Consider the following 19,785-nt stretch of genomic DNA (forward strand, 5'->3'; position numbering starts at 1 on the left):
ATGGGGGCTTGCGACTATACTATGAGTTTTGCAGGCTTCGAAGGCTGAAACCGAATTGCCCGAGAACAAACCAACGCGATCCGAGCGAGAGTTCCAGAATCTTCTCCGGAGACTGGAGCTTGCGCTGGACGCTTCGCAGATCGGTGTGTGGGAGCACAGCATCAACAGGGATGTTATTCTCTGGGATGCGCAGATGCATCGCCTGTATAGTACCGGCCAGGCGGATCGGACAGTGCCGACCTGGTTCTGGTCGAATGCCTTGCATCCCGAGGACCGGGAACGGGCCGAGCAGGATTTCGAGCGAGCGGTCGCCGCCCGCGGTGCCTATGACTCACAGTTTCGCATCATCCTGCCGAGTGGAGAGATCAGGCATTTAAGGTCGCGTGCACATTTTTACGTCGATGAGGAAGGTACTCCGTCCTTCATCGGCGCGGAATGGGACGTGACATCTGACGTATTGCTCAATGCCGAACTCGGCAAGCAGAAGATGGTGGCGGAGACCCGGGCGCAGGCACTTGAGGAAAGCAATGCGCGGATCGAGCATGTGGCCGACCACGACTACCTGACGGGGATGCCGAACCGGCGTCTGCTCGACAAGCGGCTTGCCGGGCTGCCAACGGACAAGAGCGTGTCCACGCTTGCCGTTCTGCATCTCGATCTCGACCAGTTCAAACAGATCAATGACAGCCATGGTCACGCCGCCGGCGATGCCGTGTTGCGGGCGGCATCGCTCAGAATCGCCGCTGCCATTCCCGCAAATGGGATGGCGGCGCGTGTCGGCGGTGACGAATTCGTCATCGTGCTGATCAACTTCGTCGGCCTCGACGAACTGAAGGCTATCGTCGAGGATGTGCAGCGGCGATTGCGGAAGAAAATCCGTTTCGGGCAGGAGATGCTACAATCCGGCGCGTCTATCGGCGTATCCTGGAGCAGCGACAGGCGGGCGCGCAATCTGCTCGCTGAATCCGATCTGGCACTCTATCAGGCGAAAAAACTCGGCCGCAACCGTATCGAATTTTTCAGCCGGCAGCTTCAGGAAGACCTGCGGGGCAGGCGCCGCCTCGCCGAGGATCTCGCTCAAGCCCTGGAGCAGGGTCAGGTCGTTCCCTACTATCAGGTTCAGCTCGATGCGCGCACCCGCGAGATCACCGGACTGGAAGCGCTGGCACGCTGGAACCATCCGGAAAAGGGCGTGCTTGCGCCGGGCGTCTTCCTCCGCATTGCCGACGAATATGGGCTTTCCGCAGAGATCGATGCCATGGTCCTGCAGCGCGCGCTCGAAGATCGCGCCGCCTGGCAGGCCATGGGTTGCAGTGTGCCGCGAATCGCCGTGAATATCTCGCCTGCGCGTCTTGCCGATCCAGCTCTGCTGGACAAGCTGCGCCGGCTCGCTATTCCGCCGGGCGCCATCGTCTTCGAGTTGGTGGAAACGATCTTCCTCGACGATTGCGATGAGAAATTCCTCGCCAATATCGACCTCATCAAGCAGATGGGCATCGATATCGAGATCGATGACTTCGGTTCCGGTCATGCCTCGCTCATCGGCCTGGTACGACTGAAACCGAAGCGACTTAAAATCGACCGCCAACTCGTCACCGATGTCGTGGAATCGGCTGAGCAGAGGCGTGTGGTCGGATCGATCGTCGAAATCGCCAAGGCTCTCGGTGTAGAAGTGATCGCCGAAGGGGTGGAGACCGAAGCTCATGCCGTGACGCTGTCGTGGCTCGGCTGCGACAGCCTGCAGGGCTTTGCGCTCGGCTATCCCTCAAGCGCCGCCGATACGGGGCGCCTTCTTGCACCAACCGGCCACAACGGCAAATCGCGCAGTGTGGCCGGCTGAGATTTCTCAGACCGTATAAATCCAATCGATGAATGGAAGAGAACCAATCTCGGTTGCGAATGGCCCAGCTGTTGAATGCGTCGAAGTAATCCTCAATGCACCGAGACGGCACGCCTTGGGTGCGTGCCGTACTTTCAGGTCGTGCGGAAGCGGCCCCGGATCTGGCTCATGTAGAAGTCACCAGGAGAAGCAGCTGCGGCGAGTCCGACGACGATGCCTTCAGGGACATCTTCGTAATGACGGCGCTGGCCGTTGGTCAGATAGAGCGTGAGGTGTCGGGTCTCGCGCTTGTAGTTGATCGCTTCAATGAGTTTGGACTGCAGTCTAGTTTCCATGCGGTACTCCCCGAAGTGTTTAGCGCGAGAGAAGTGGCTGCTGGATCCGACGAGCGGTTCAAGACAGCGTCAAAGCTAATCCCTGGCCGATTCAAGTCAAGGATCGAAAGAGCTTGGCCGCACCTATTTTGAGTTAAATGCGTCTGAAGTTTGACGCGCTAAATTAGCCCGAAAGCATTATGACCATTAAGCGCAACCTGCAGCGGAACAATGCTCCTTCAGCGAGCGTTCAGAGCGCTTCGTCCGGCCTTGAAATGGGATGTCCTCGCGGGTGATTCTGCCGGCGGGACGGTCAGGATCTTGCCGGGCTGCTCAACGACATGCCTGAGGTGCAGCTCGTTGCCAGCGCGAAATGATCAGGCGCGTCGCCAGAAGATGAGTTCCGGCACCTGCCAGGAGGGATTGGGCGCGGGCAACCAGGTCTTAGGGGAAAAATAATCCTTTGTGCGGCGCTGTTGGGCGGAGGTCTCCTGAAGCAGGAGCGTGAAGTTGAAGGCGCCCGGCCGCGAATATTCCTGAGTGAAGTTGATGAGGGCACCGAAGCCTTCCTCCTTCACATCCCTGAGATTGCGGATTGCCGCCAGCGCATCATGGAAATCCAGCCACGCCGGCTGCGTCAGCATGGTCTCGAAGACGCGCAATATGCTCGGATCAAGCTGTCCGTTGCCGTCGGTCGCGGGACCGACGAGCTTCACGCGCATGCTCGTAATCGTGCCTCTGCCATTGCCGCGCACGACGAGGAAGAGCGAGCTGACGACGTGGTCCTTCTCCTTCTTATAGATATGTTCGTAGGAGCATTCGAACGTATCGGAATTGAAGGCCGTTTCCGCCCATTCGCTTGTTTCGATGCCGGCAGAACGCAGTGCCTCGCACATGGCCGGGCCGGAAATCCGCCAGGTGCGCAGGAAAACACTCGCGAGCGCCGGCTGCGGTGGGTCGAACATGCGCGGCGCGATCTTGATGCTGACGGGTTCGGTGCGGCGGAAGATCTTGGGCGGTGGGGGAGGTGGAGGTGCCGCGGGCGGGAAAAGCTCTATGCCGAAGTAGTGGGCCAGCGACTTCAGGTGCCGCATGTCATTCGACAGCAGCACCGTTGCGCCAACTATCGAAACGGACAGAACAATCAGCAGCCACATGACGGCGCGGCCCTTTCGCGGCTGCGGCGCCAGTTTCATATTCTGATCAGACGATGGCATCGTCAGTTCGCGAGACCTCGGACAACGGAAGTCATCATTTATAAGGCTCGCGCCGATGTGGCAATCGATCTCGACCGGAGCGTGACATATTCGATTTAAAGCCACGCCGGAAAAAATATCGAGCCACGTTAAGCTGCGATGCGACGGTACTGTTTTCTGATTCGGTCGATGTAATACTGACCCGGCGAGGGTGCCGTCACCATCGTATTGACGTCGTCGGCCGGTACGCCTTCGAACAGGCGCTCTTCACCGTTGCGGAAGCAGATGCGCAGGCGCCCATCCTCCTGGCTGAAATAGACGTTCTGGATAATCCTGGATTTGACTGGAACTTCGTGCATCGTTTTTGCCCCTGTTTCGTTTTGAGGCACCTTAGAAGTAGGGATGCGAAGATCCCGTCAAGGCGTATGGTAAAGATTGTTTTCTGCTTGAAGAGCGGCAGTCTAAAAATCGCGTTTCAATAAAATTGTACGGATCGGCTTAAAAACCCTGCAAATACTGGCATGTAGAGTGACCCTCATGAAAGCGGCCGGGCATGGACAGATGCGACCGGCGCTGCGGCCAGGCAGACATCGCCCGGCCGCCTGGAAAACGGGGACTTCAAGATGAGCAGACTTCTTCTTGCCGCGACGCTCGCAATCACTGTATCGACCGCAAGCCAGTCGGCTTTTGCTTTTGGCCCGGGTGGTTTCGGCCGCGACCTCATGTACACCTCGGCCATCGGTCATATGCCGGAGGAGCCGTTGACCACGAGCGCCGGCTTCGTTCGCCCGAACGTTCCTTTCGCTTTGCACGCTCCGGCTCAGGTCGAGAGCGAGGGATATGAGCTGAAAGCCTATTCGCGGCAGCTGACCATTGCCGTCGGCTTCGTTTTCGACAGCGTTCTGACCCAGGCTGCTCAGACCATCGGTGCTGCCGAAGCGCTGGGTCCGCTTCTGCGCTGAAGCTTAAATACTTGATGCTGCCCTCTTTCGATTTGCGCCCGTCGGAAGCATCTTGCGGGCGCAGTAATTTTCTTGAGATTGCAATTACATTGTTTCATGGTAATGCGGGGTCGAAGTTCTTTTGCATTGTATTGAAAAACGACGACACGCATCGTTCAAGCCATGAACGCGAGTTCATCATGACCGGTCTGAGCACATTGACAATCGACTTGACGATTGCTTGGTGGATCGCGGAATGGACTTGCGGGTTTCAATCTGGGAAGGTTGCATGAATTCGGAATTTGCCGTTCGTTCCATGCGGCCCGGTGAACTGGAGCTTGCGCTGGAATGGGCACGTCAGGAGGGCTGGAATCCAGGCCTCGACGATGCGATCGCATTCCATGAAGCCGATCCTTCCGGATTTTTCGTTGGTGCCATCGGCGAAGTGCCGGTCGGCTCCATTTCGGTCGTCAAATATGGCGATACCTTCGCCTTCCTCGGTCTTTACATCGTGCATCCCGATTTCCGTGGCCGGGGTTTCGGCAAGGCGATCTGGAACGCCGGCATCGCTTCGGCGGGAGACCGTACGATCGGTCTCGATGGCGTTGCCGCCCAGCAGGAAGCCTATCGCAAAGCCGGTTTCGACGCCGCCTACACGACAATCCGCTATGGCGGCGTGCCGACATCGGTGCCGCAGGCGTCGCTCGTCGCGCAGCCGGTTCCCGATGCGCGGCTCGAAGGCCTTGTGCGATACGACAGCGGCATTTTTCCGCAGCCTCGTGCGGCTTTCCTTGCCGCCTGGTGCACGGGCCGCAAGGGGCGCAGTTCGGTCGTCGTGCGCAAGAGCGGCAAGATCCGCGGTTACGGCACGATCCGCCGCTGTTATGAAGGCTATAAGATCGGTCCGCTTTTCGCCAGTGATGCGGACAGTGCCGCCGCCCTTCTGGCCGGCCTCATCCCCCAGGCGCACGGCGCGTCGATCTTTATCGATATCCCCGCTGCCAATGCCGAGGCGATCTCGCTGGCGGAAAGCGTGGGGCTCGAGCCGGTCATGGAAACCGCACGCATGTATCGCGGTCCGGCGCCGGAAATCCCGCTGAAGAACGTCTATGGCGTGACGACACTGGAGCTTGGTTAGTCGACAGGCGAAGCGGGCACCGTGGCTGCGGAAGCCTTCGGACGTCCCTTTTCGGCGATGGCGATGCCGCCGAGTGTCAGCGCCAGCGCAATCATGTGGAAAAGCTGCAGCGTTTCGCCGAGCAGGGCGACGGACAGCAGCGTGCCGAAAACCGGGACGAGGTTGATGAACAGGCCGGCGCGATTGGCGCCGATTTCCTCGACGCCTCTGATATAAAGTATCTGCGCCAGCAGGGAAGCGAAGATCGCCGTGTAGAAGGCAATCGCCCAGCCTTCTGCGTCAGGCCATTGGGCCGCGCCGCGGGAGGCTTCCCACAAGAGCAAGGGCAGGGCGGTCAGCGCCGCGCCGAGAGCTGGGATTGCCATCAGCGTGCGCCAGTCGACGATAGGCTTCCAGCGCAGGAAGATCGTATAGACGGCATAGGCGGCGACGGCGATCAGCATCAGCGCATCGCCGCGGTTCAGGCTGAGCTGCAGCAGGGTGACGAGATCGCCATGGGCCGCCGTCAGTCCTACGCCGACGAGCGTCATGCCGAAACCGACGACCTGGGCCAGCGAAACGCCGGTGCGGAAAAAGACGAAATTCAGCAGGAAGATCAGCATGGGAATGCCGGCCTGCTCGATGGCGACATTGATCGCCGTCGTGTACTGCACGGCCGAATAGAGCATGGCGTTGAAGGTCGTGTAGCCGATCACGCCATAGAAGAAGAGGAGGGGCAGGTTTTTGCGCACCACCGGCCAGTCCTTCTTCAACCGCGGCAGCGAAACGGCGGCGATCAGAACTGCTGCCAGGAACCAGCGCAGGAAGGTCAGCATCATCGGGCTGACATGGCCGAGCGCCAGCTTGCCTGCAACGGCATTTCCGCCCCAGCAAAGAGTTGCAATGACGAGGCAGATATAGGCTGTGGCTTGCAAAGGGTGATCTTCCCGTCTCTGTCGTCTTTGGGTCGTCGCTGGCAGGCTTTTATGACCGGGCTTAGCCTGCCGGCGGCTGATTTGTCACGTAAAAAGCCGAATCTGCTGTGACAACAGGGTCGCTTTCCCAAAAACAAAGCTTTATAGATGCGCGGGTTTGAGCAGGTGTGCGGTTCTCCGCCGGTAACAGGAAGAGTTTGATGACGAACGTGGTCGTAGTCGGTTCGCAGTGGGGTGACGAAGGCAAGGGCAAGATTGTCGATTGGCTTTCGGAACGCGCTGACATCGTTGTGCGCTATCAGGGCGGACACAATGCCGGCCATACGCTCGTCATCGACGGCACGAGCTACAAGCTCTCGCTCTTGCCTTCCGGCGTCGTGCGCCCCGGCAAGATGGCCGTCATCGGCAACGGCGTCGTCGTCGATCCGCATGCGCTGATCGCCGAGATCGGCCGGCTGGAAGCGCAGGGCGTGAAGGTCACGCCGGAAAATCTGCGCATCGCCGACAACGCGACCCTCATTCTTTCCCTGCACCGCGAGCTCGATGCTTACCGAGAAGATGCAGCATCCAACAGCGGCACCAAGATCGGCACGACGCGGCGCGGCATCGGCCCGGCCTATGAGGACAAGGTCGGCCGCCGCGCCATCCGCGTGATGGATCTCGCCGATCTCGAAGCCCTGCCGGGCAAGGTCGATCGCATCCTGACCCACCACAACGCACTTCGCCGTGGTCTGGGCGTTGCCGAAGTCAGCCACCAGACGATCATGGACGAACTGACGTCGATCGCCGACCGCGTTCTGCCTTTCCGCGATACGGTCTGGCTGTTCCTTGACAAGCAGCGCCGCAAGGGCGCCCGCATCCTCTTCGAAGGTGCGCAGGGCAGCCTGCTCGATATCGATCACGGCACCTATCCCTTCGTGACCTCGTCCAACACCGTGGCCGGTCAGGCCGCTGCGGGTTCGGGCATGGGTCCGGGTTCGCTCGGCTATATCCTCGGCATCACCAAGGCCTATACGACGCGCGTCGGCGAAGGTCCGTTCCCGACCGAGCTGACGGACGAGATCGGTCAGTTCCTCGGCGAGAAGGGCCACGAATTCGGCACGGTGACGGGCCGTAAGCGCCGTTGCGGCTGGTTCGACGCCGCACTCGTGCGCCAGTCGGTCGCCACCAACGGCATCAGCGGGATTGCGCTGACAAAGCTCGATGTGCTCGACGGCCTTGATGAATTGAAAATCTGCGTCGGCTACATGCTCGATGGCGAACAGATCGACCATCTTCCGGCAAGCCAGGCGGCGCAAGCTCGCGTCGAGCCGATCTACGTTACGCTGGAAGGCTGGAAGGAATCGACGGTCGGCGCCCGCAGCTGGGCGGATCTGCCGGCGCAGGCGATCAAATATGTTCGCCAGGTCGAAGAGCTGATCGGGGCGCCTGTCGCGCTTCTTTCCACAAGTCCTGAGCGTGACGACACCATACTTGTGACCGATCCGTTTGAGGATTAATGTCGCGGGTCACCTAGGGCGACCGTTCGGGAGTGTGCCGGACTTCTTGAGAAAGTACTGATGGCGGATTTTATTGCAGTTATTCGGCGGGCAGTCGACGGCCTGTCTGAAAATACGCCCGAGATGCGGGTGAAGGTCTACGAGCGTGCGCGCGGCGCTGTGCAGCGGCAGCTCGAGAACATGAAGCCGCGTCCGCCGGAAGCCATGCTGCAACGCCAGCTGGACAAGCTCGAGGCCGCAATCCGTGACGTCGAGGCCGAGCATGCAGAAGCCGCTGATGTCGAAGAGCTGGTCGCAGCCGTTCCGGAGCCCGAGATCTCCCAAGAGGAACCTGCTCTAGAACACGAGTCTGTCGCAGAGGCAGCGCCTGTTACCGAAGCCTCTGCTGATGAAAGCCATGAGCAGCAGGAAGCCGAACATCCCGCCCCCGAGCAGCAGCCCGCCGAACCGGAAGAGGTCGTTCATGCGGCCGCTTCCGCCGAAGAGGTAGTGCCCGAGCATGCCGAGTGGCATCCGCCTCATGAGGAAGAGGCTCCAGCAGAGGAATGGCGTGCGCCGGAGCAGGCAGACATTCATGCCGAGCCCGGGCGCGTTCATGAGCCTGCAGAAGAGCACTATCCGGAAGAGCAGCTGCCCGAAGAGGTCGCTGCCGAGCCGGTGGCCGAAACCGTTCACGAAGTGGAAGAAGAGCTTCGGCACGAAGAGATTCAACAGCCGGTTCCACGCGGCATGGAGCGTGCGTCGAACCGGCTCGTAGAGCCGATGGCCGATTTCGAGCCGCCGCCGCAAGTGGAGAAATTCGTCGAGCATACACGCGAGGAGCCGCTTGTTGCGGATGCGGCGGCGCATTTCGATCGCATGTGGTCCGAACCGGCTGCGGAAACGCCGGCCCCTGCGCCACAGGAAGCCGAGACCGAATGGGCGCGCGAAGAACTCCAGTCCTATGCCGAGGCTGCGCCTGCTGTTCCCGCCGATGCTTCGGCACGCGCTTTCGATGAGGTCATCTCGACGCTCGGAAACGGCGCTTCGCCGGCCGTCATGCCGGCAGCCAAGGAGAATTTCTCCTGGGAAGCGGCCGCTTTCGACGATCTGCCGCCGATCGAGGCCGGCACGGGCAAGAAGACACCGGCTTCGGCTCATTTCGACGACGTCGATATCTTCGCCGAAGTGCATGCCGGCAATGGTTCCGGCTCTGCGGCTCCAGCACCGGCCGCGCCAGGCGAAGGCTGGCGTGAGGCGCGCGCGCTGCGCGGTTACGACCGCCGCAACGCTGCTGTTGCCGATGACGACGACGGCAACCCGCCGATGGATCTGGACCAGATCGTTGCTTCCAAGATGCAGGGCAAGAGCTTCCGCATGGAGCCGAAGCGTCGCCGCTTCGGCATTGGGACCATTCTGGCGATCCTTGTTACGCTCGGCATTATCGGTGGTGGTGCCTATGCCGGCTGGATGAACCGCGAGGCGGTGAAGGAGATGGTCGACGGCCTCGTCAGCTCCGCACCGTCACAAGCCGTGCGCAACGAAACTGCCACGCCGGCGACAACACCGGTGCCGCCGAGCAGTACGCCGGCCACGACGCCGCCGGCAAATCAGGGTGCCGCGGTGCCCCCGGCGCGGCCCAATCAGGAAGTTGCCTCGTTGGACGGCTCGGCCGCCAATACCAAGTTCACCCAGCGGCTGCTCGCCGATGGCACAGAAGTCGATAGCGGCGCGGCAGCAATGCCGGGTACGCCGACGGCGGAAGGCAAGTCGGTTGCTGAGCAGAATGTCGCTGCAGCCGATACCAGCACGCCGAGCGTCCAGTCCGATGCTGCGCCTGCCGAAAATCTGACGCCGAATGGTCCGGTGGCTGCACCGGCGCAGAATGCGCCAGTCGGCACCACGGAAAAGATGTTCCTCTACGAAGAGCGGATCGGCGAAAGCTCGCCGACGGCGATCGAAGGTTCGATTGTCTGGACCATACAGCATGAAGCCGGGCAAGACGGCCGGCAGGAAGCCACCGTGCAGGGCAACGTCACCGTGCCGGAGCGTAACCTTTCTGCTCTCCTGACCTTCAAGCGCAATTCCGACCCGTCGCTGCCGGCAAGCCATCTCGTCGAGATCGTATTCTCCGTTCCGCCGAATTTCGAGGGGGGCAGCATCGACAGTGTCCAGCGCATCTCGATGAAGCGCACGGAACAGGATCGCGGCGATCCGCTGATTGCCGTGCCCGCCAAGATTACCGACGATTTCCACATGATCGCGCTCAACGACTATCCGGATGCGCGCAAGGCCAATCTGGATCTGCTTGGCACCCGCGACTGGATCGACATTCCAATCACCTACCGCAACGGCCGTCGTGCGCTGCTGACCATGCAGAAGGGCGCTACCGGCGGGAATGCCTTTACCACGGCGATCAAGGAATGGACTGCGCTCGGGGACCTCTCCACCAGCCAGTAAGGCTGGTGCTTTCGGAGCTCAAAAAGCGCGCAAAACAAAAGGCGGGCCACAAGGACCCGCCTTTTTGATTTCATGCAGACACAATCGGCTTACGCGGTGGCTTCGACCACACGCACGGCCTTGGCACGCTCCAGCGCTTCTTTGCGGACCGCATCCTGCACCTTTTCAAAGGCGCGGACTTCGATCTGGCGGACACGTTCGCGGCTGATGTCGAACTCGGCCGAAAGGTCTTCCAGCGTTACCGGATCTTCGGCGAGGCGGCGAGCCTCGAAGATGCGGCGTTCGCGGTCGTTCAGCACGCTCATGGCCTTGGCCAGCATGCGGCGACGGGTATCGAGCTCGTCCTGCTCGATCAGCACGTCTTCCTGGCTATCGTGGTCGTCCACGAGCCAATCCTGCCACTGGCCGCTGTCGCCCTCGGAGGCCTTGATCGGCGCGTTCAACGAAGCGTCGCCGGAAAGGCGGCGGTTCATCGAAACGACCTCTTCCTCGGAGACGTTCAGCTTTGTCGCGATCTCGGTCACATGCTCCGGTTTCAGGTCGCCGTCATCGATGGCCTGGATACGGCCCTTCAGGCGGCGCAGGTTGAAGAACAGGCGCTTCTGGTTGGCGGTCGTACCCATCTTCACCAGAGACCATGAGCGCAGGATATATTCCTGGATCGAGGCCTTGATCCACCACATTGCATAGGTGGCGAGACGGAAACCGCGTTCCGGATCGAACTTCTTGACGGCCTGCATGAGGCCGACGTTACCTTCCGACACGACTTCACCGATCGGCAGGCCGTAGCCGCGATAGCCCATGGCGATCTTCGCGACGAGGCGAAGATGGCTGGTTACGAGCCTGTGGGCGGCGTCGCGATCGCCGTGCTCGGAGTAACGCTTGGCGAGCATGTACTCTTCCTGCGGCTCCAGCATCGGGAATTTACGGATTTCGTCCAGGTAACGATTGAGACCGGCTTCGCCGGCGGTAATAGACGGCAAGTTATTTCGGGCCATGATGCACCCTCCTTATATGGATTCCGGTTCCCGATGGAACGCGCCCTCGCGTTAAAGGCAAACCGGGACATGCGGCTCTCTCCAAGCCCGCAATAAGTCTATTTACAAATAAGTATGGCGAAACAGCGATTCAAGGTCGCCTCGGCGTTCACGAGGGTGTTATCCGGCCTTTGCCGGAGCCAACAAGGGGCATTGATTTTACCGACAGCTGCCGCATTTTTCCAGTGACGGTGGCACTCTTGCCCAGCCGCTTTGATGAGGGGAACCAGATGATCAGACCAGCCCTTGCCGTCATCCTGCTGCTTTCGCTTTCGGCCGCTCTTTCATCCTGTGGGAACACCGCCAGGGGACTGGCGCAGGACGGGCGCGACACCAGCCACGCTCTCGACAATGCCACGCATCGGGTCCTGAGTGCTGGCTCCAAGAAATAGCAGCCGCCATTTCTCATCCGCGCAGGGCGTCAGCTAGCTCCACCATGTCATCCGGCAGCGGCACTTCGAAATGCATCACCTCGCCGGTGCGCGGATGCTCGAATTGCAGCATGTAGGCATGCAGCGCTTGGCGGTCGAAAGCCTTGACGACCTTGCGGGCCTCGTCGGGCAGAAGATTGGCCTTGGTCTTGAAGCCGGCGCCGTAGACGGCGTCGCCCAGCAGCGGATGGCCGATATGGGCCATGTGGACGCGGATCTGGTGCGTGCGGCCGGTTTCCAGGTGGCATTCGACGAGCGAGGCAAGCGCGCTCGCATCCGGGCTTTCATGGAAGCGCTCGAGCACTTCGTAATGGGTGATCGCCTCGTCGGCACTCTCGTTTTCAGGGCGCTTGACGGCGCGGCGGGTGCGGTCGCCGGTGGCACGGCCGAGCGGCGCGTCGATCGTTCCCGAGAGCGAGCGCGGACGGCCCCAGACGATCGCCTGATAGGCGCGTTCCAGCGGCATGGTGCGGCCGTGATCGGCGAACTGCAGCGAGAGATGGCGATGCGCCATATCGTTCTTGGCGACGACCATGACGCCGGTCGTATCCTTGTCGAGGCGGTGAACGATGCCGGGGCGGCGCACACCGCCGATGCCGGAGAGGGTATCGCCGCAATGGTGGATCAGCGCGTTGACGAGCGTGCCCGTCCAGTTGCCAGGGCCGGGATGGACGACGAGGCCAGCCGGCTTGGAAATGACGATGACGTCTTCATCTTCGTAGAGGATATCGAGCGGAATGTCCTCGCCCTTCGGGGCCGGATCTTCGGGCTCGGGCAGGGTGATCTCGTAGCTGTCGCCGGCTCGCACCTTCCGTTGCGGATCGGTAATCGGCGCGCCCTTCAAAAAGACCTGCCCGTCCTTGATCAGCGCCTTGATGCGGCTGCGGGAAAATTCCTCGCCAACCTGCGCGGTCAGCCATGCGTCGAGGCGGCCTTCGGCTGTCTCGTCGGCGGTCAGGACTTTTCTATTGTCATCTGCTTGTTTAAAGGGGTCGCTCAAGACGCTTCTTCTCCGACGTATTTTTAGAACGGGACGCCATAGATGACGAAATTCGAGCCAGCCGACGACGAGCAGGAAGAAAAGCCCCTCGACCCGGCTATGGAAAATGTCCGGCGCAAGATGGTTCGCCTGCAGATCGTCTCAGGCGCCATCATGTTCGTGAGCCTTATGGCGGTCTTCGGCGCCGTTGTCTATAAGGTGACGCGCGCGGAACCCTCCCAGACCACAGCATCTGCAGGCTCTTCCAGCGTTCCCTCTGACGCGCCGGTGAGTGCGACGGCCTCACTGCCGCTTGGCTTCAAGATCGAGCAGACGTCGCTTTCAGGCGGGCAGATCTTGTTCTATGGCACAGATGTCAACGGCAGGCGCAAGGCCTTAGTCTTCGATATCAAAACGAGCCGCATCGTGGCTGACATCACGCTGTCGGGCAATTGAGGCCGGTATGGCCGGACAGCCCCTCACGATCGAAAGCGCCGACGATCCGCGTATTGTGGAATTTCGTGATATTCGCGAGCGCGACCTGACGGGCCGGCAGAACCGCTTTATCGCCGAGGGTACGGTCGTGTTGCGCATGCTCGCCGAGGCACATGCCTCAGGCAGAGAATTTTCGGCGGAGAAGATCTTGCTGCTCCGCAACCGGCTCGACGGCGTGGCGGAAATTCTCGACCGCTTTCCCGACGACGTGCCCGTTTATGTGGCGGACGCCGATGTTCTTGACGGCATTGTCGGCTTCAACATGCATCGCGGTGTGTTAGCGCTCGGTCGCCGGGAACAGCCGGCGCAAACCGTGTTCCTCGATACGCTGCCGGAGCAGGCGCTGGTGCTCGTCGGTTGCGGCATTTCCAATCACGACAATGCGGGGTCGATGTTTCGCAACGGCGCTGCCTTCAAGGCGGATGCGATCCTCTTCGACGAGACCTGCTGTGACCCGCTCTATCGCAAGGCGCTACGCGTTTCCGTCGGTTCGGTTTTGAGCATGCCCTATCATCGCGGCGGCAATGCGCTCGCTCTTCTTTCTGGTCTTGCCGAGCGCGGCTTTGCGATCTGGACGCTTTCCCCACGTGGCGAGACGGATATCCGGCAGATACCGGCTTCTGATCGCATGGCGCTCGTCGTCGGTACCGAGGGCGAGGGGCTGCCAGAGGCGGTGCTTTCCCGTTTCCGCAGCGCACACATTCCGCAGTCCGAAGGGCTGGATAGTCTCAACGTGGCGACGGCGACGGGCATTGCGCTCTTTGCCATATCTTCGGCGATGGCGCGTATCTGACGGGTTCAGCGCTGCGGATCGGCGATAACAGCAGCTGCGCGGTCCGCGAGGTTCACACGATCGTTTGCACCCTTCTTCTCCCTGCCATCGGGCAGAAGGGGCAGGATCGGAGAGGACGGGCCTTCCTTGAGCGCCGTGAGCGCTACCACGTTGGCGGCGATCGAGGTGATTTCCTCGCGAAGAGCGCCATCACGGCCGGTATTGTTTCTTGCCTTCTGCAGATGGTCGGCAAGTGCTGCACTGCGTCGGCGCACATTGTCGCTCATCTGCGCTGTCACAGCAGAGAGATCGAGTTCAGAGGTTTCTGCTTCACCGGTCGTTTCGGCGGGCAGATCGGCAATAGCCTTGGAGAGGCCGGCATCACGCAGCACCTTGGCTGCCTTGCGGAGTTCGGCATTGGCAGCCTTCAACTGATCCTTCAGCTTGGCGATTTCCTGTTGCCGGCGGCCGAGCAGGGCTTCCTTGTCCGCGGCAGAGGCGGCCTCACGGGCGGCCTTGTCTTCCAGGCGAATGACCATGTGCTGCTGCTGGCTGAGCTTCTGTTCGGCGTCCTTGGCGCGCTTCTGCAGTACGGTCATGTCCTGGCGCATCGTATCGCGTTCGTCGCGCAGGGCATTGGTGCGGAACTTCAGGCTCTCGGCCTCAGTATCGCGCGCGGCAAGGTCGATCTTCAGATTGTCGGTCTGTTCCGCGAGCCTGGAAAGCCGGGCACGCAGCGTTTCCAGCTCGGCATCCTTGTTGGCGCCCGCCTGTTCGGCAATGTGCAGGCTCGTCTTCAACTGGCTTATATAGTTCTCATCCTTGCGCAGGTGTGAGCGCTGTTCTGCAGCCTCCACCTGCATCTCGCCGATCTGCGCGCGCGCCTCATTGACTTCCGAGGCAAGCCTGCCGGCATCGACGGCAAGGGAATCATGGCGAAGCTGCAGGGAAAGCGACTTCTCGCGTTCGCGATGAAGGTCCTGCGCAGTACGGGCGTTTTCAGCGGCGTAGAGGGCGCGCACCATATCCTTCTGAGCCCGCACTTCCTGCGGGCTCAGCGGCATCGTCGCCTTGAGGCGGTTTTCAGTATACCAGACGATGCGGCGGTGGACGGCAGGCGAGACCAGAAAGACGAGAAAGGCCGCGGTCAGGAAGCCCAATCCGAACAAGAGAGCATATTCGATCACGGCGCGGCCATCGATTCGAAGGTTGATACGGGTCAGTCCGGTTGATTAAGCACGCAGTAGGCGCATCGGCAAGGCTGCGGGCACCGGCAAGACCATATTCCCAAGGATATTAGCGCCGATTTCAGCTTTTCAGAAGGGGTTCCAGGTCGGGTTCGGCGTGACTTTCAGATAGCCGACATTGATGCCGAGGCGGGCGCCGACGCCCGTGCGGATCGGCACGACCAGAACATTGTTGTTCTTGAGAAGCGTCATACCGAAGCCGGCGATGACATAGGCGGATCCGCTGACGCCGCCAAAGCGCGCATAGATGGAGTCGATGGAGGGCAGGTCGTAGACCAGCATCATGACGCGCGAGCCCTGGCCGCCGTAGTCGAGACCCAGAGACGGACCCTGCCAGTAAAGCGGGTGCTCGCCGGCATTCTTGGTATTGAGCTGGCCTTCGCCGTAAGTGAGGCCGGCGATGAAGGCGCCGCCGCCTTCCTGGCCGAGAATGTAGCCGTTTGGCAGGCCGTATTTCTGGAAGGCGCTTTCAACGACCTTGGCAAGGCCGCCGCTGGTCTCGCCGAAGAAGGAGTGACCGGCATCGACGATTTCCTGCACCGTGTACTGGCCGTTGTTCTGCTGCGCTGCGGCCTGTCCCGTAATCATCATCGACGATACCATGATAGCGGTCAGCAACTTGCAGAAGCCGATAAATCTTCCGAGAAATTGGAGGCGCATGATGTCATCCATTCGTCATTGTCGGGGCATTGGCATTTGATGCATTTTGCGCCGATCGTCTTAACAATCGGTTTACCAAATATGGTGTCATTATGGCGACGAGTACGGTCGCAAACTTCGCGCAATTTTGATCAGGCACACTACCGGGCGGAATGACACTGCCGCCCTCAGGAGACGATGATGTCCAAGAACCCGAATCTCACTCTGTCCGGCCCGGACCTGGCTGCGCTTCTGTGCAGTCGTGTGTGCCATGACGTGATCTCGCCGGTCGGCGCGATCAATAACGGTCTGGAGCTTCTGGATGAAGGCGGAGCGGATTCGGACGCGATGGATCTCATCCGCACCAGTGCGCTCAATGCTTCGGTCCGTCTCAAATTCGCTCGCCTTGCCTTCGGTGCATCCGGTTCCGTCGGCGCCTCGATCGATACCGGCGAGGCCGAACGTGCAGCCAAGGATTTTGCCGTGGCCGAAAAGAAGACCGAGGTGAGCTGGAGCGGCCCGCGCGCGATCGTCGCCAAGAACAGGGTCAAGCTGCTCCTCAATCTCTTCCTCGTCGCCTATTCTTCCATTCCGCGCGGCGGCAATCTGGATATTACGCTGGAAAACCCGGAATTCGATGCCAGCTTCAGGCTCGTCGCCAGGGGCAAATTGATGCGCATGCCGCCGAAATTCGTCGAAATCGCCACTGGTACCGTCGAGGAAGCGATCGATGCGCATTCGATCCAGCCTTATTACACTGTGCTGCTGGCGGAAGAATGCGGCATGATTCTGGATTATTCGGCCAGCGCCGAAGAGATCGTCTTCACAGCCAAGGTCGCCGCAGCCTAGTTCATCGATCGCTGACCGAAGCGGGGCGGTAACGATTCCTTAGCCTGATGAACCTATCCTCAAAGGTTAGGAAGGCCCTCGACGGAGACAGCGCGAGGGATAAGGAGCCGCCATGCAGAGATTCATGATCACCGACAGTTCGGACATTGTTCGCAAGGTCGGCAAGCGAATCCTTTCCGAACTCGATTTTCTGGTCAGCGAAGCTTCGAGTGCCGAAGAGGCGCTGCAGCACTGCCAGGCCGAACTTCCCGAATATCTGATCGTCGATTCAGGTATGGAGGGAGCACTCGATCTTATTGCGGCCATCCGTGCCATGGACGGCGGCAAAGAGGTGAAGATCTACTATTGTGTCATCGAGGCCGACCTGAAGAAGCTGATGGCCGGCAAGAGGGCAGGGGCCACCGATTTCCTGCTCAAGCCCTTCGACCGCAAGATCCTCACCGCCGTGTTCGGAAATCGCGCAATCGCCGCCTGAGCAGGTCGCGTAAATCGTTAACGGGGCCGTCCCTTTGGGCGGCTTTTTTTCCGCATATTCCCGACAAAATAAAAGTCCCGCCAGAGAGGCGGGACTTTTTATTCGATAAGGGGATTCGGCGGATCAGGCGGTTTCGGCGTATTCGGCACCATCGGGCTCGCGCAGCACATAGCCGCGGCCCCAGACGGTTTCGATGTAGTTGGCGCCGCCGGCAGCATTTGCGAGCTTCTTGCGCAGCTTGCAGATGAAGACGTCGATGATCTTCAGTTCCGGCTCGTCCATACCGCCGTAAAGGTGGTTCAGGAACATTTCCTTGGTGAGCGTGGTGCCCTTGCGGAGCGAGAGAAGCTCCAGCATCTGGTATTCCTTGCCCGTCAGGTGAACGCGCTGTCCGCCGACTTCGACGGTCTTGGCGTCGAGGTTGACGATAAGCTCGCCCGTGACGATGACCGACTGAGCATGGCCCTTAGAACGGCGGACGATGGCGTGGATGCGGGCGACGAGCTCGTCCTTGTGGAACGGCTTCGTCATGTAGTCGTCGGCGCCGAAGCCGAGGCCACGAACCTTGTCTTCGATGCCGGCCATGCCCGAGAGGATCAGGATCGGTGTCTTGACTTTCGACAGGCGGAGAGTGCGAAGCACTTCATATCCGGACATGTCGGGAAGGTTCAGATCAAGAAGGATGATGTCGTAATCATACAGCTTGCCCAGATCCACGCCTTCTTCGCCGAGATCTGTCGTATAAACATTAAAACTCTCAGATTTGAGCATCAATTCGATACTCTGCGCCGTAGCGCTGTCGTCCTCAATGAGAAGTACCCGCATAATTATCCCCTTTACCGCCGCCGAAAGGTGGCATGGCCCCCTACGCGATACCGAATAAGCTACGTGATTTGGAAGCTGCCACGAAATGGTTAACAAATTCTAATTCACTCTGGCAAGGTGTATCGAATTTATTAAATAATTTTTCCATTTCACTGTTTTCCAATGAGAATCTCAAAACACATTTCTCAACTATGACATTAAGAAGCCGCGCTAAGTGATTCATCTGACTCGCCAATGAAAAGGTTCGGTATTCCTGTCCTGGTGTTTACCGACCCTTAAATCATCGGGCCTATCATTAACGATGCCCGTAAACGAAAGGTTACCAGCGGTAGGTTTTTGTTAATATCGCAGGAATTTTTTCGGCAAACCGTGTCAAAGCGGCGCGTAAGGGCGGTTTCAAGTTGAGCCGGGGTCTCGCATCACGGGAGTAATGCGTATGAAGTCGCGAGAGAGCCTCGTTCGCCTGAAAGAGTTTCAGGTGAACGAAAAACGTCGTCAGCTGCAGCAGTTGCAGATGATGATGTCCGAATTTGAACGGATGACGAAGGATCTGGAGAGCCAGATCGTCGTCGAGGAAAAGAAGTCCGGTATTTCTGACCCGAATCACTTCGCATATCCGACCTTTGCAAAGGCCGCACGTCAGCGCGCCGACAATCTTCAGGTTTCGATCAAGGAACTGAAGGTTCAGGAGGAGGCGCTGGAACTGGTGCTGGAGGAAATGCAGGCGGAATATGCCAGGGCAACGGCGCTCGAAGAGCGCGACGGCGCAGTTCGCGCCCGGGCCTGACGAATATTGCAGGCGCCGATCCCGGCGCCTTGGGGATAACCACAGAAGCCATGCATGACGGGCGCGGTGTCCGTCATGCATGGCTTTTGGTGTTTCCGTCGGATAACGGGCGCGATCAGTTCACCACATCGTTCCATTCGGGATGGCGCTGCGCCTGTGATTTAAAGAAAGGGCAGAGCGGGATAATCTTCCAACCGCCCTTTCGGGCGGCCTCAACCGCATGAAGGGCGAGCGCCTGGCCGACGCCCTTGCCGCGCAAGGCGTCCGGCACACCGGTATGATCGATGATGATCAGGTTCGGCGATGTGCGGGAATAGGTCATTTCCGCTTCATGGCCTTCCAGCGCTGCAACATAGCGGCCGCCCGACGTATTTTCCTCAATCCTAATATCCATGTCTGTCTCCTGACGAATTATGTGATCGGGAACGTGACATGGCGGCATCGGCATGCCAAGCCGTGGCGGCAGGAGACAGTGTGTTCAAAGAGGAGGCGGGAAATTGAACAGGCTCTCAGCGATTCGGCCCGTTCTGCTGGTGGCAGCACTGTTTCTTCTGGCGCTTGGCCTTGTCCTGCCGCTCGTCCGCTTCGAGAAGCTCTGGTTCTTCGACGAGACGCCGTCGCTCCTGGAAATCGTGGCCTCGCTCTGGGGTGGCGGCGACGTGGCGCTTGCGGCACTCGTTGCGCTCGTCTCGATTGTGCTGCCGGTTCTGAAGATGATCGGGGTCGCGGCGGAATCCATGGCTGCCGGCAGCACCGGCAGCCTGTTTTATCGCAACGTCGTGCCGCATCTGTCCAAGTGGTCCATGATGGACGTGCTGCTCGTCGCGATCGTGATTGCGGCAGCGAAGACGACTGGACTCGCGAATGCGTTTACGCAGCCCGGCCTCTGGTGTTGCGCGGCCTCGGCAATGATTTCGGGCCTTCTTCATTCCCTCGAGGGAAATGCGTCCGGCCCGAAATAATCAAAT

Annotated in this window: 22 protein-coding genes; 12 read left to right on the forward strand and 10 right to left on the reverse strand. The window is 60.0% G+C overall.

Going from position 1 to position 19,785, the window contains the following annotated elements; genetic code table 11:
* The first annotated feature begins 28 nt into the window (after positions 1-28).
* Positions 29-1,840 carry a GGDEF domain-containing phosphodiesterase gene (locus tag FHT87_RS14735; protein ID WP_183802899.1) on the forward strand — a complete coding sequence of 604 codons (1,812 nt, stop codon included), beginning with the start codon at positions 29-31 and terminating at the stop codon, positions 1,838-1,840.
* A gap of 134 nt (positions 1,841-1,974) precedes the next feature.
* Here the strand turns inward: FHT87_RS14735 and FHT87_RS14740 are convergent, their stop codons facing one another.
* From FHT87_RS14740 to FHT87_RS14750, 3 genes are all read right to left on the reverse strand, one after another.
* Complete coding sequence (locus tag FHT87_RS14740) at positions 1,975-2,175, reverse strand: KTSC domain-containing protein (protein WP_183732340.1); 201 nt, start codon at positions 2,173-2,175, stop codon at positions 1,975-1,977.
* Positions 2,176-2,531: 356 nt separating this feature from the next.
* Positions 2,532-3,371 carry a DUF6030 family protein gene (locus FHT87_RS14745; RefSeq protein WP_183802902.1) on the reverse strand — a complete coding sequence of 280 codons (840 nt, stop codon included), beginning with the start codon at positions 3,369-3,371 and terminating at the stop codon, positions 2,532-2,534.
* A gap of 128 nt (positions 3,372-3,499) precedes the next feature.
* Positions 3,500-3,709 carry a KTSC domain-containing protein gene (locus FHT87_RS14750; protein ID WP_183732335.1) on the reverse strand — a complete coding sequence of 70 codons (210 nt, stop codon included), beginning with the start codon at positions 3,707-3,709 and terminating at the stop codon, positions 3,500-3,502.
* A gap of 264 nt (positions 3,710-3,973) precedes the next feature.
* Here FHT87_RS14750 and FHT87_RS14755 point away from each other — a divergent pair, with 264 nt between their 5' ends.
* Together FHT87_RS14755 and FHT87_RS14760 are read left to right on the forward strand one after the other, a co-directional pair.
* Complete coding sequence (locus FHT87_RS14755; protein ID WP_183732332.1) at positions 3,974-4,312, forward strand: hypothetical protein; 339 nt, start codon at positions 3,974-3,976, stop codon at positions 4,310-4,312.
* A gap of 268 nt (positions 4,313-4,580) precedes the next feature.
* Positions 4,581-5,429, forward strand: coding sequence for a GNAT family N-acetyltransferase (locus tag FHT87_RS14760; protein WP_183802905.1), 849 nt, complete (start codon positions 4,581-4,583; stop codon positions 5,427-5,429).
* Here the strand turns inward: FHT87_RS14760 and FHT87_RS14765 are convergent.
* Complete coding sequence (locus FHT87_RS14765; RefSeq protein ID WP_183732326.1) at positions 5,426-6,343, reverse strand: DMT family transporter; 918 nt, start codon at positions 6,341-6,343, stop codon at positions 5,426-5,428. The two genes, FHT87_RS14760 and FHT87_RS14765, sit on opposite strands and share 4 nt — an antisense overlap.
* 200 nt (positions 6,344-6,543) lie before the next feature.
* Here FHT87_RS14765 and FHT87_RS14770 point away from each other — a divergent pair, with 200 nt between their 5' ends.
* Complete coding sequence (locus FHT87_RS14770; protein ID WP_007815162.1) at positions 6,544-7,842, forward strand: adenylosuccinate synthase; 1,299 nt, start codon at positions 6,544-6,546, stop codon at positions 7,840-7,842.
* Between the two features lie 60 nt (positions 7,843-7,902).
* Positions 7,903-10,281 carry a hypothetical protein gene (locus tag FHT87_RS14775; protein ID WP_183802909.1) on the forward strand — a complete coding sequence of 793 codons (2,379 nt, stop codon included), beginning with the start codon at positions 7,903-7,905 and terminating at the stop codon, positions 10,279-10,281.
* Positions 10,282-10,370: 89 nt separating this feature from the next.
* Here FHT87_RS14775 and rpoH read toward each other — a convergent pair whose 3' ends face one another.
* Complete coding sequence (rpoH, locus tag FHT87_RS14780) at positions 10,371-11,279, reverse strand: RNA polymerase sigma factor RpoH (protein ID WP_183732320.1); 909 nt, start codon at positions 11,277-11,279, stop codon at positions 10,371-10,373.
* Between the two features lie 269 nt (positions 11,280-11,548).
* Between rpoH and FHT87_RS14785 the strand changes: the two genes are divergently transcribed.
* On the forward strand, positions 11,549-11,710 hold the full coding sequence (locus FHT87_RS14785) for an entericidin (RefSeq protein WP_183732317.1): 162 nt from the start codon (positions 11,549-11,551) through the stop codon (positions 11,708-11,710).
* Positions 11,711-11,723: 13 nt separating this feature from the next.
* On the opposite strand, the gene FHT87_RS14790 is transcribed toward FHT87_RS14785, so the two are convergent.
* Complete coding sequence (locus FHT87_RS14790; protein WP_183802912.1) at positions 11,724-12,749, reverse strand: RluA family pseudouridine synthase; 1,026 nt, start codon at positions 12,747-12,749, stop codon at positions 11,724-11,726.
* A gap of 42 nt (positions 12,750-12,791) precedes the next feature.
* Here FHT87_RS14790 and FHT87_RS14795 point away from each other — a divergent pair, with 42 nt between their 5' ends.
* Together FHT87_RS14795 and FHT87_RS14800 are read left to right on the forward strand one after the other, a co-directional pair.
* The gene (locus tag FHT87_RS14795; RefSeq protein WP_183802915.1) at positions 12,792-13,184 is read left to right on the forward strand and encodes a hypothetical protein; all 393 of its coding nucleotides are present in this window, start codon (positions 12,792-12,794) and stop codon (positions 13,182-13,184) included.
* A 7-nt stretch (positions 13,185-13,191) separates the two neighbouring features.
* A complete protein-coding gene (locus FHT87_RS14800) occupies positions 13,192-14,016 on the forward strand; it encodes an RNA methyltransferase (protein WP_183732309.1) in 825 nt (274 codons plus the stop codon).
* Positions 14,017-14,021: 5 nt separating this feature from the next.
* Here FHT87_RS14800 and FHT87_RS14805 read toward each other — a convergent pair whose 3' ends face one another.
* Positions 14,022-15,182, reverse strand: coding sequence for a hypothetical protein (locus tag FHT87_RS14805; protein ID WP_183732307.1), 1,161 nt, complete (start codon positions 15,180-15,182; stop codon positions 14,022-14,024).
* A gap of 129 nt (positions 15,183-15,311) precedes the next feature.
* The gene (locus FHT87_RS14810; protein ID WP_183732305.1) at positions 15,312-15,902 is read right to left on the reverse strand and encodes an EipA family protein; all 591 of its coding nucleotides are present in this window, start codon (positions 15,900-15,902) and stop codon (positions 15,312-15,314) included.
* A gap of 180 nt (positions 15,903-16,082) precedes the next feature.
* Between FHT87_RS14810 and FHT87_RS14815 the strand changes: the two genes are divergently transcribed.
* Complete coding sequence (locus FHT87_RS14815; protein WP_183732302.1) at positions 16,083-16,730, forward strand: histidine phosphotransferase family protein; 648 nt, start codon at positions 16,083-16,085, stop codon at positions 16,728-16,730.
* A 112-nt stretch (positions 16,731-16,842) separates the two neighbouring features.
* The gene (locus tag FHT87_RS14820) at positions 16,843-17,205 is read left to right on the forward strand and encodes a response regulator (protein WP_183732298.1); all 363 of its coding nucleotides are present in this window, start codon (positions 16,843-16,845) and stop codon (positions 17,203-17,205) included.
* A gap of 123 nt (positions 17,206-17,328) precedes the next feature.
* Here the strand turns inward: FHT87_RS14820 and ctrA are convergent, their stop codons facing one another.
* Complete coding sequence (ctrA, locus tag FHT87_RS14825; protein WP_112562832.1) at positions 17,329-18,030, reverse strand: cell cycle two-component system response regulator CtrA; 702 nt, start codon at positions 18,028-18,030, stop codon at positions 17,329-17,331.
* A gap of 436 nt (positions 18,031-18,466) precedes the next feature.
* Between ctrA and FHT87_RS14830 the strand changes: the two genes are divergently transcribed.
* Positions 18,467-18,817 carry a flagellar export protein FliJ gene (locus FHT87_RS14830; RefSeq protein WP_132653380.1) on the forward strand — a complete coding sequence of 117 codons (351 nt, stop codon included), beginning with the start codon at positions 18,467-18,469 and terminating at the stop codon, positions 18,815-18,817.
* A 115-nt stretch (positions 18,818-18,932) separates the two neighbouring features.
* Here the strand turns inward: FHT87_RS14830 and FHT87_RS14835 are convergent, their stop codons facing one another.
* Positions 18,933-19,211 carry a GNAT family N-acetyltransferase gene (locus FHT87_RS14835; RefSeq protein WP_183802918.1) on the reverse strand — a complete coding sequence of 93 codons (279 nt, stop codon included), beginning with the start codon at positions 19,209-19,211 and terminating at the stop codon, positions 18,933-18,935.
* Between the two features lie 52 nt (positions 19,212-19,263).
* On the opposite strand from FHT87_RS14835, the gene FHT87_RS14840 reads away from it, so the two are divergent.
* Positions 19,264-19,779, forward strand: coding sequence for a paraquat-inducible protein A (locus tag FHT87_RS14840; RefSeq protein WP_183802921.1), 516 nt, complete (start codon positions 19,264-19,266; stop codon positions 19,777-19,779).
* Positions 19,780-19,785 lie beyond the last annotated feature (6 nt).

The organism is Rhizobium sp. BK316, assembly GCF_014193695.1.
Lineage (GTDB): Bacteria > Pseudomonadota > Alphaproteobacteria > Rhizobiales > Rhizobiaceae > Rhizobium.

Bases quoted from the DNA above. Each gene is read 5' to 3' on its own strand.
- rpoH (WP_183732320.1), bottom strand. From the start codon at position 11,279: ATGGCCCGAAATAACTTGCCGTCTATTACCGCCGGCGAAGCCGGTCTC.
- FHT87_RS14815 (WP_183732302.1), top strand. From the start codon at position 16,083: ATGTCCAAGAACCCGAATCTCACTCTGTCCGGCCCGGACCTGGCTGCG.
- FHT87_RS14760 (WP_183802905.1), top strand. From the start codon at position 4,581: ATGAATTCGGAATTTGCCGTTCGTTCCATGCGGCCCGGTGAACTGGAG.
- ctrA (WP_112562832.1), bottom strand. From the start codon at position 18,030: ATGCGGGTACTTCTCATTGAGGACGACAGCGCTACGGCGCAGAGTATC.
- FHT87_RS14750 (WP_183732335.1), bottom strand. From the start codon at position 3,709: ATGCACGAAGTTCCAGTCAAATCCAGGATTATCCAGAACGTCTATTTC.
- FHT87_RS14740 (WP_183732340.1), bottom strand. From the start codon at position 2,175: ATGGAAACTAGACTGCAGTCCAAACTCATTGAAGCGATCAACTACAAG.
- FHT87_RS14800 (WP_183732309.1), top strand. From the start codon at position 13,192: ATGGCCGGACAGCCCCTCACGATCGAAAGCGCCGACGATCCGCGTATT.
- FHT87_RS14810 (WP_183732305.1), bottom strand. From the start codon at position 15,902: ATGCGCCTCCAATTTCTCGGAAGATTTATCGGCTTCTGCAAGTTGCTG.
- FHT87_RS14795 (WP_183802915.1), top strand. From the start codon at position 12,792: ATGACGAAATTCGAGCCAGCCGACGACGAGCAGGAAGAAAAGCCCCTC.
- FHT87_RS14755 (WP_183732332.1), top strand. From the start codon at position 3,974: ATGAGCAGACTTCTTCTTGCCGCGACGCTCGCAATCACTGTATCGACC.
- FHT87_RS14820 (WP_183732298.1), top strand. From the start codon at position 16,843: ATGCAGAGATTCATGATCACCGACAGTTCGGACATTGTTCGCAAGGTC.
- FHT87_RS14775 (WP_183802909.1), top strand. From the start codon at position 7,903: ATGGCGGATTTTATTGCAGTTATTCGGCGGGCAGTCGACGGCCTGTCT.
- FHT87_RS14785 (WP_183732317.1), top strand. From the start codon at position 11,549: ATGATCAGACCAGCCCTTGCCGTCATCCTGCTGCTTTCGCTTTCGGCC.
- FHT87_RS14830 (WP_132653380.1), top strand. From the start codon at position 18,467: ATGAAGTCGCGAGAGAGCCTCGTTCGCCTGAAAGAGTTTCAGGTGAAC.
- FHT87_RS14840 (WP_183802921.1), top strand. From the start codon at position 19,264: ATGCCAAGCCGTGGCGGCAGGAGACAGTGTGTTCAAAGAGGAGGCGGG.
- FHT87_RS14745 (WP_183802902.1), bottom strand. From the start codon at position 3,371: ATGCCATCGTCTGATCAGAATATGAAACTGGCGCCGCAGCCGCGAAAG.
- FHT87_RS14835 (WP_183802918.1), bottom strand. From the start codon at position 19,211: ATGGATATTAGGATTGAGGAAAATACGTCGGGCGGCCGCTATGTTGCA.
- FHT87_RS14770 (WP_007815162.1), top strand. From the start codon at position 6,544: ATGACGAACGTGGTCGTAGTCGGTTCGCAGTGGGGTGACGAAGGCAAG.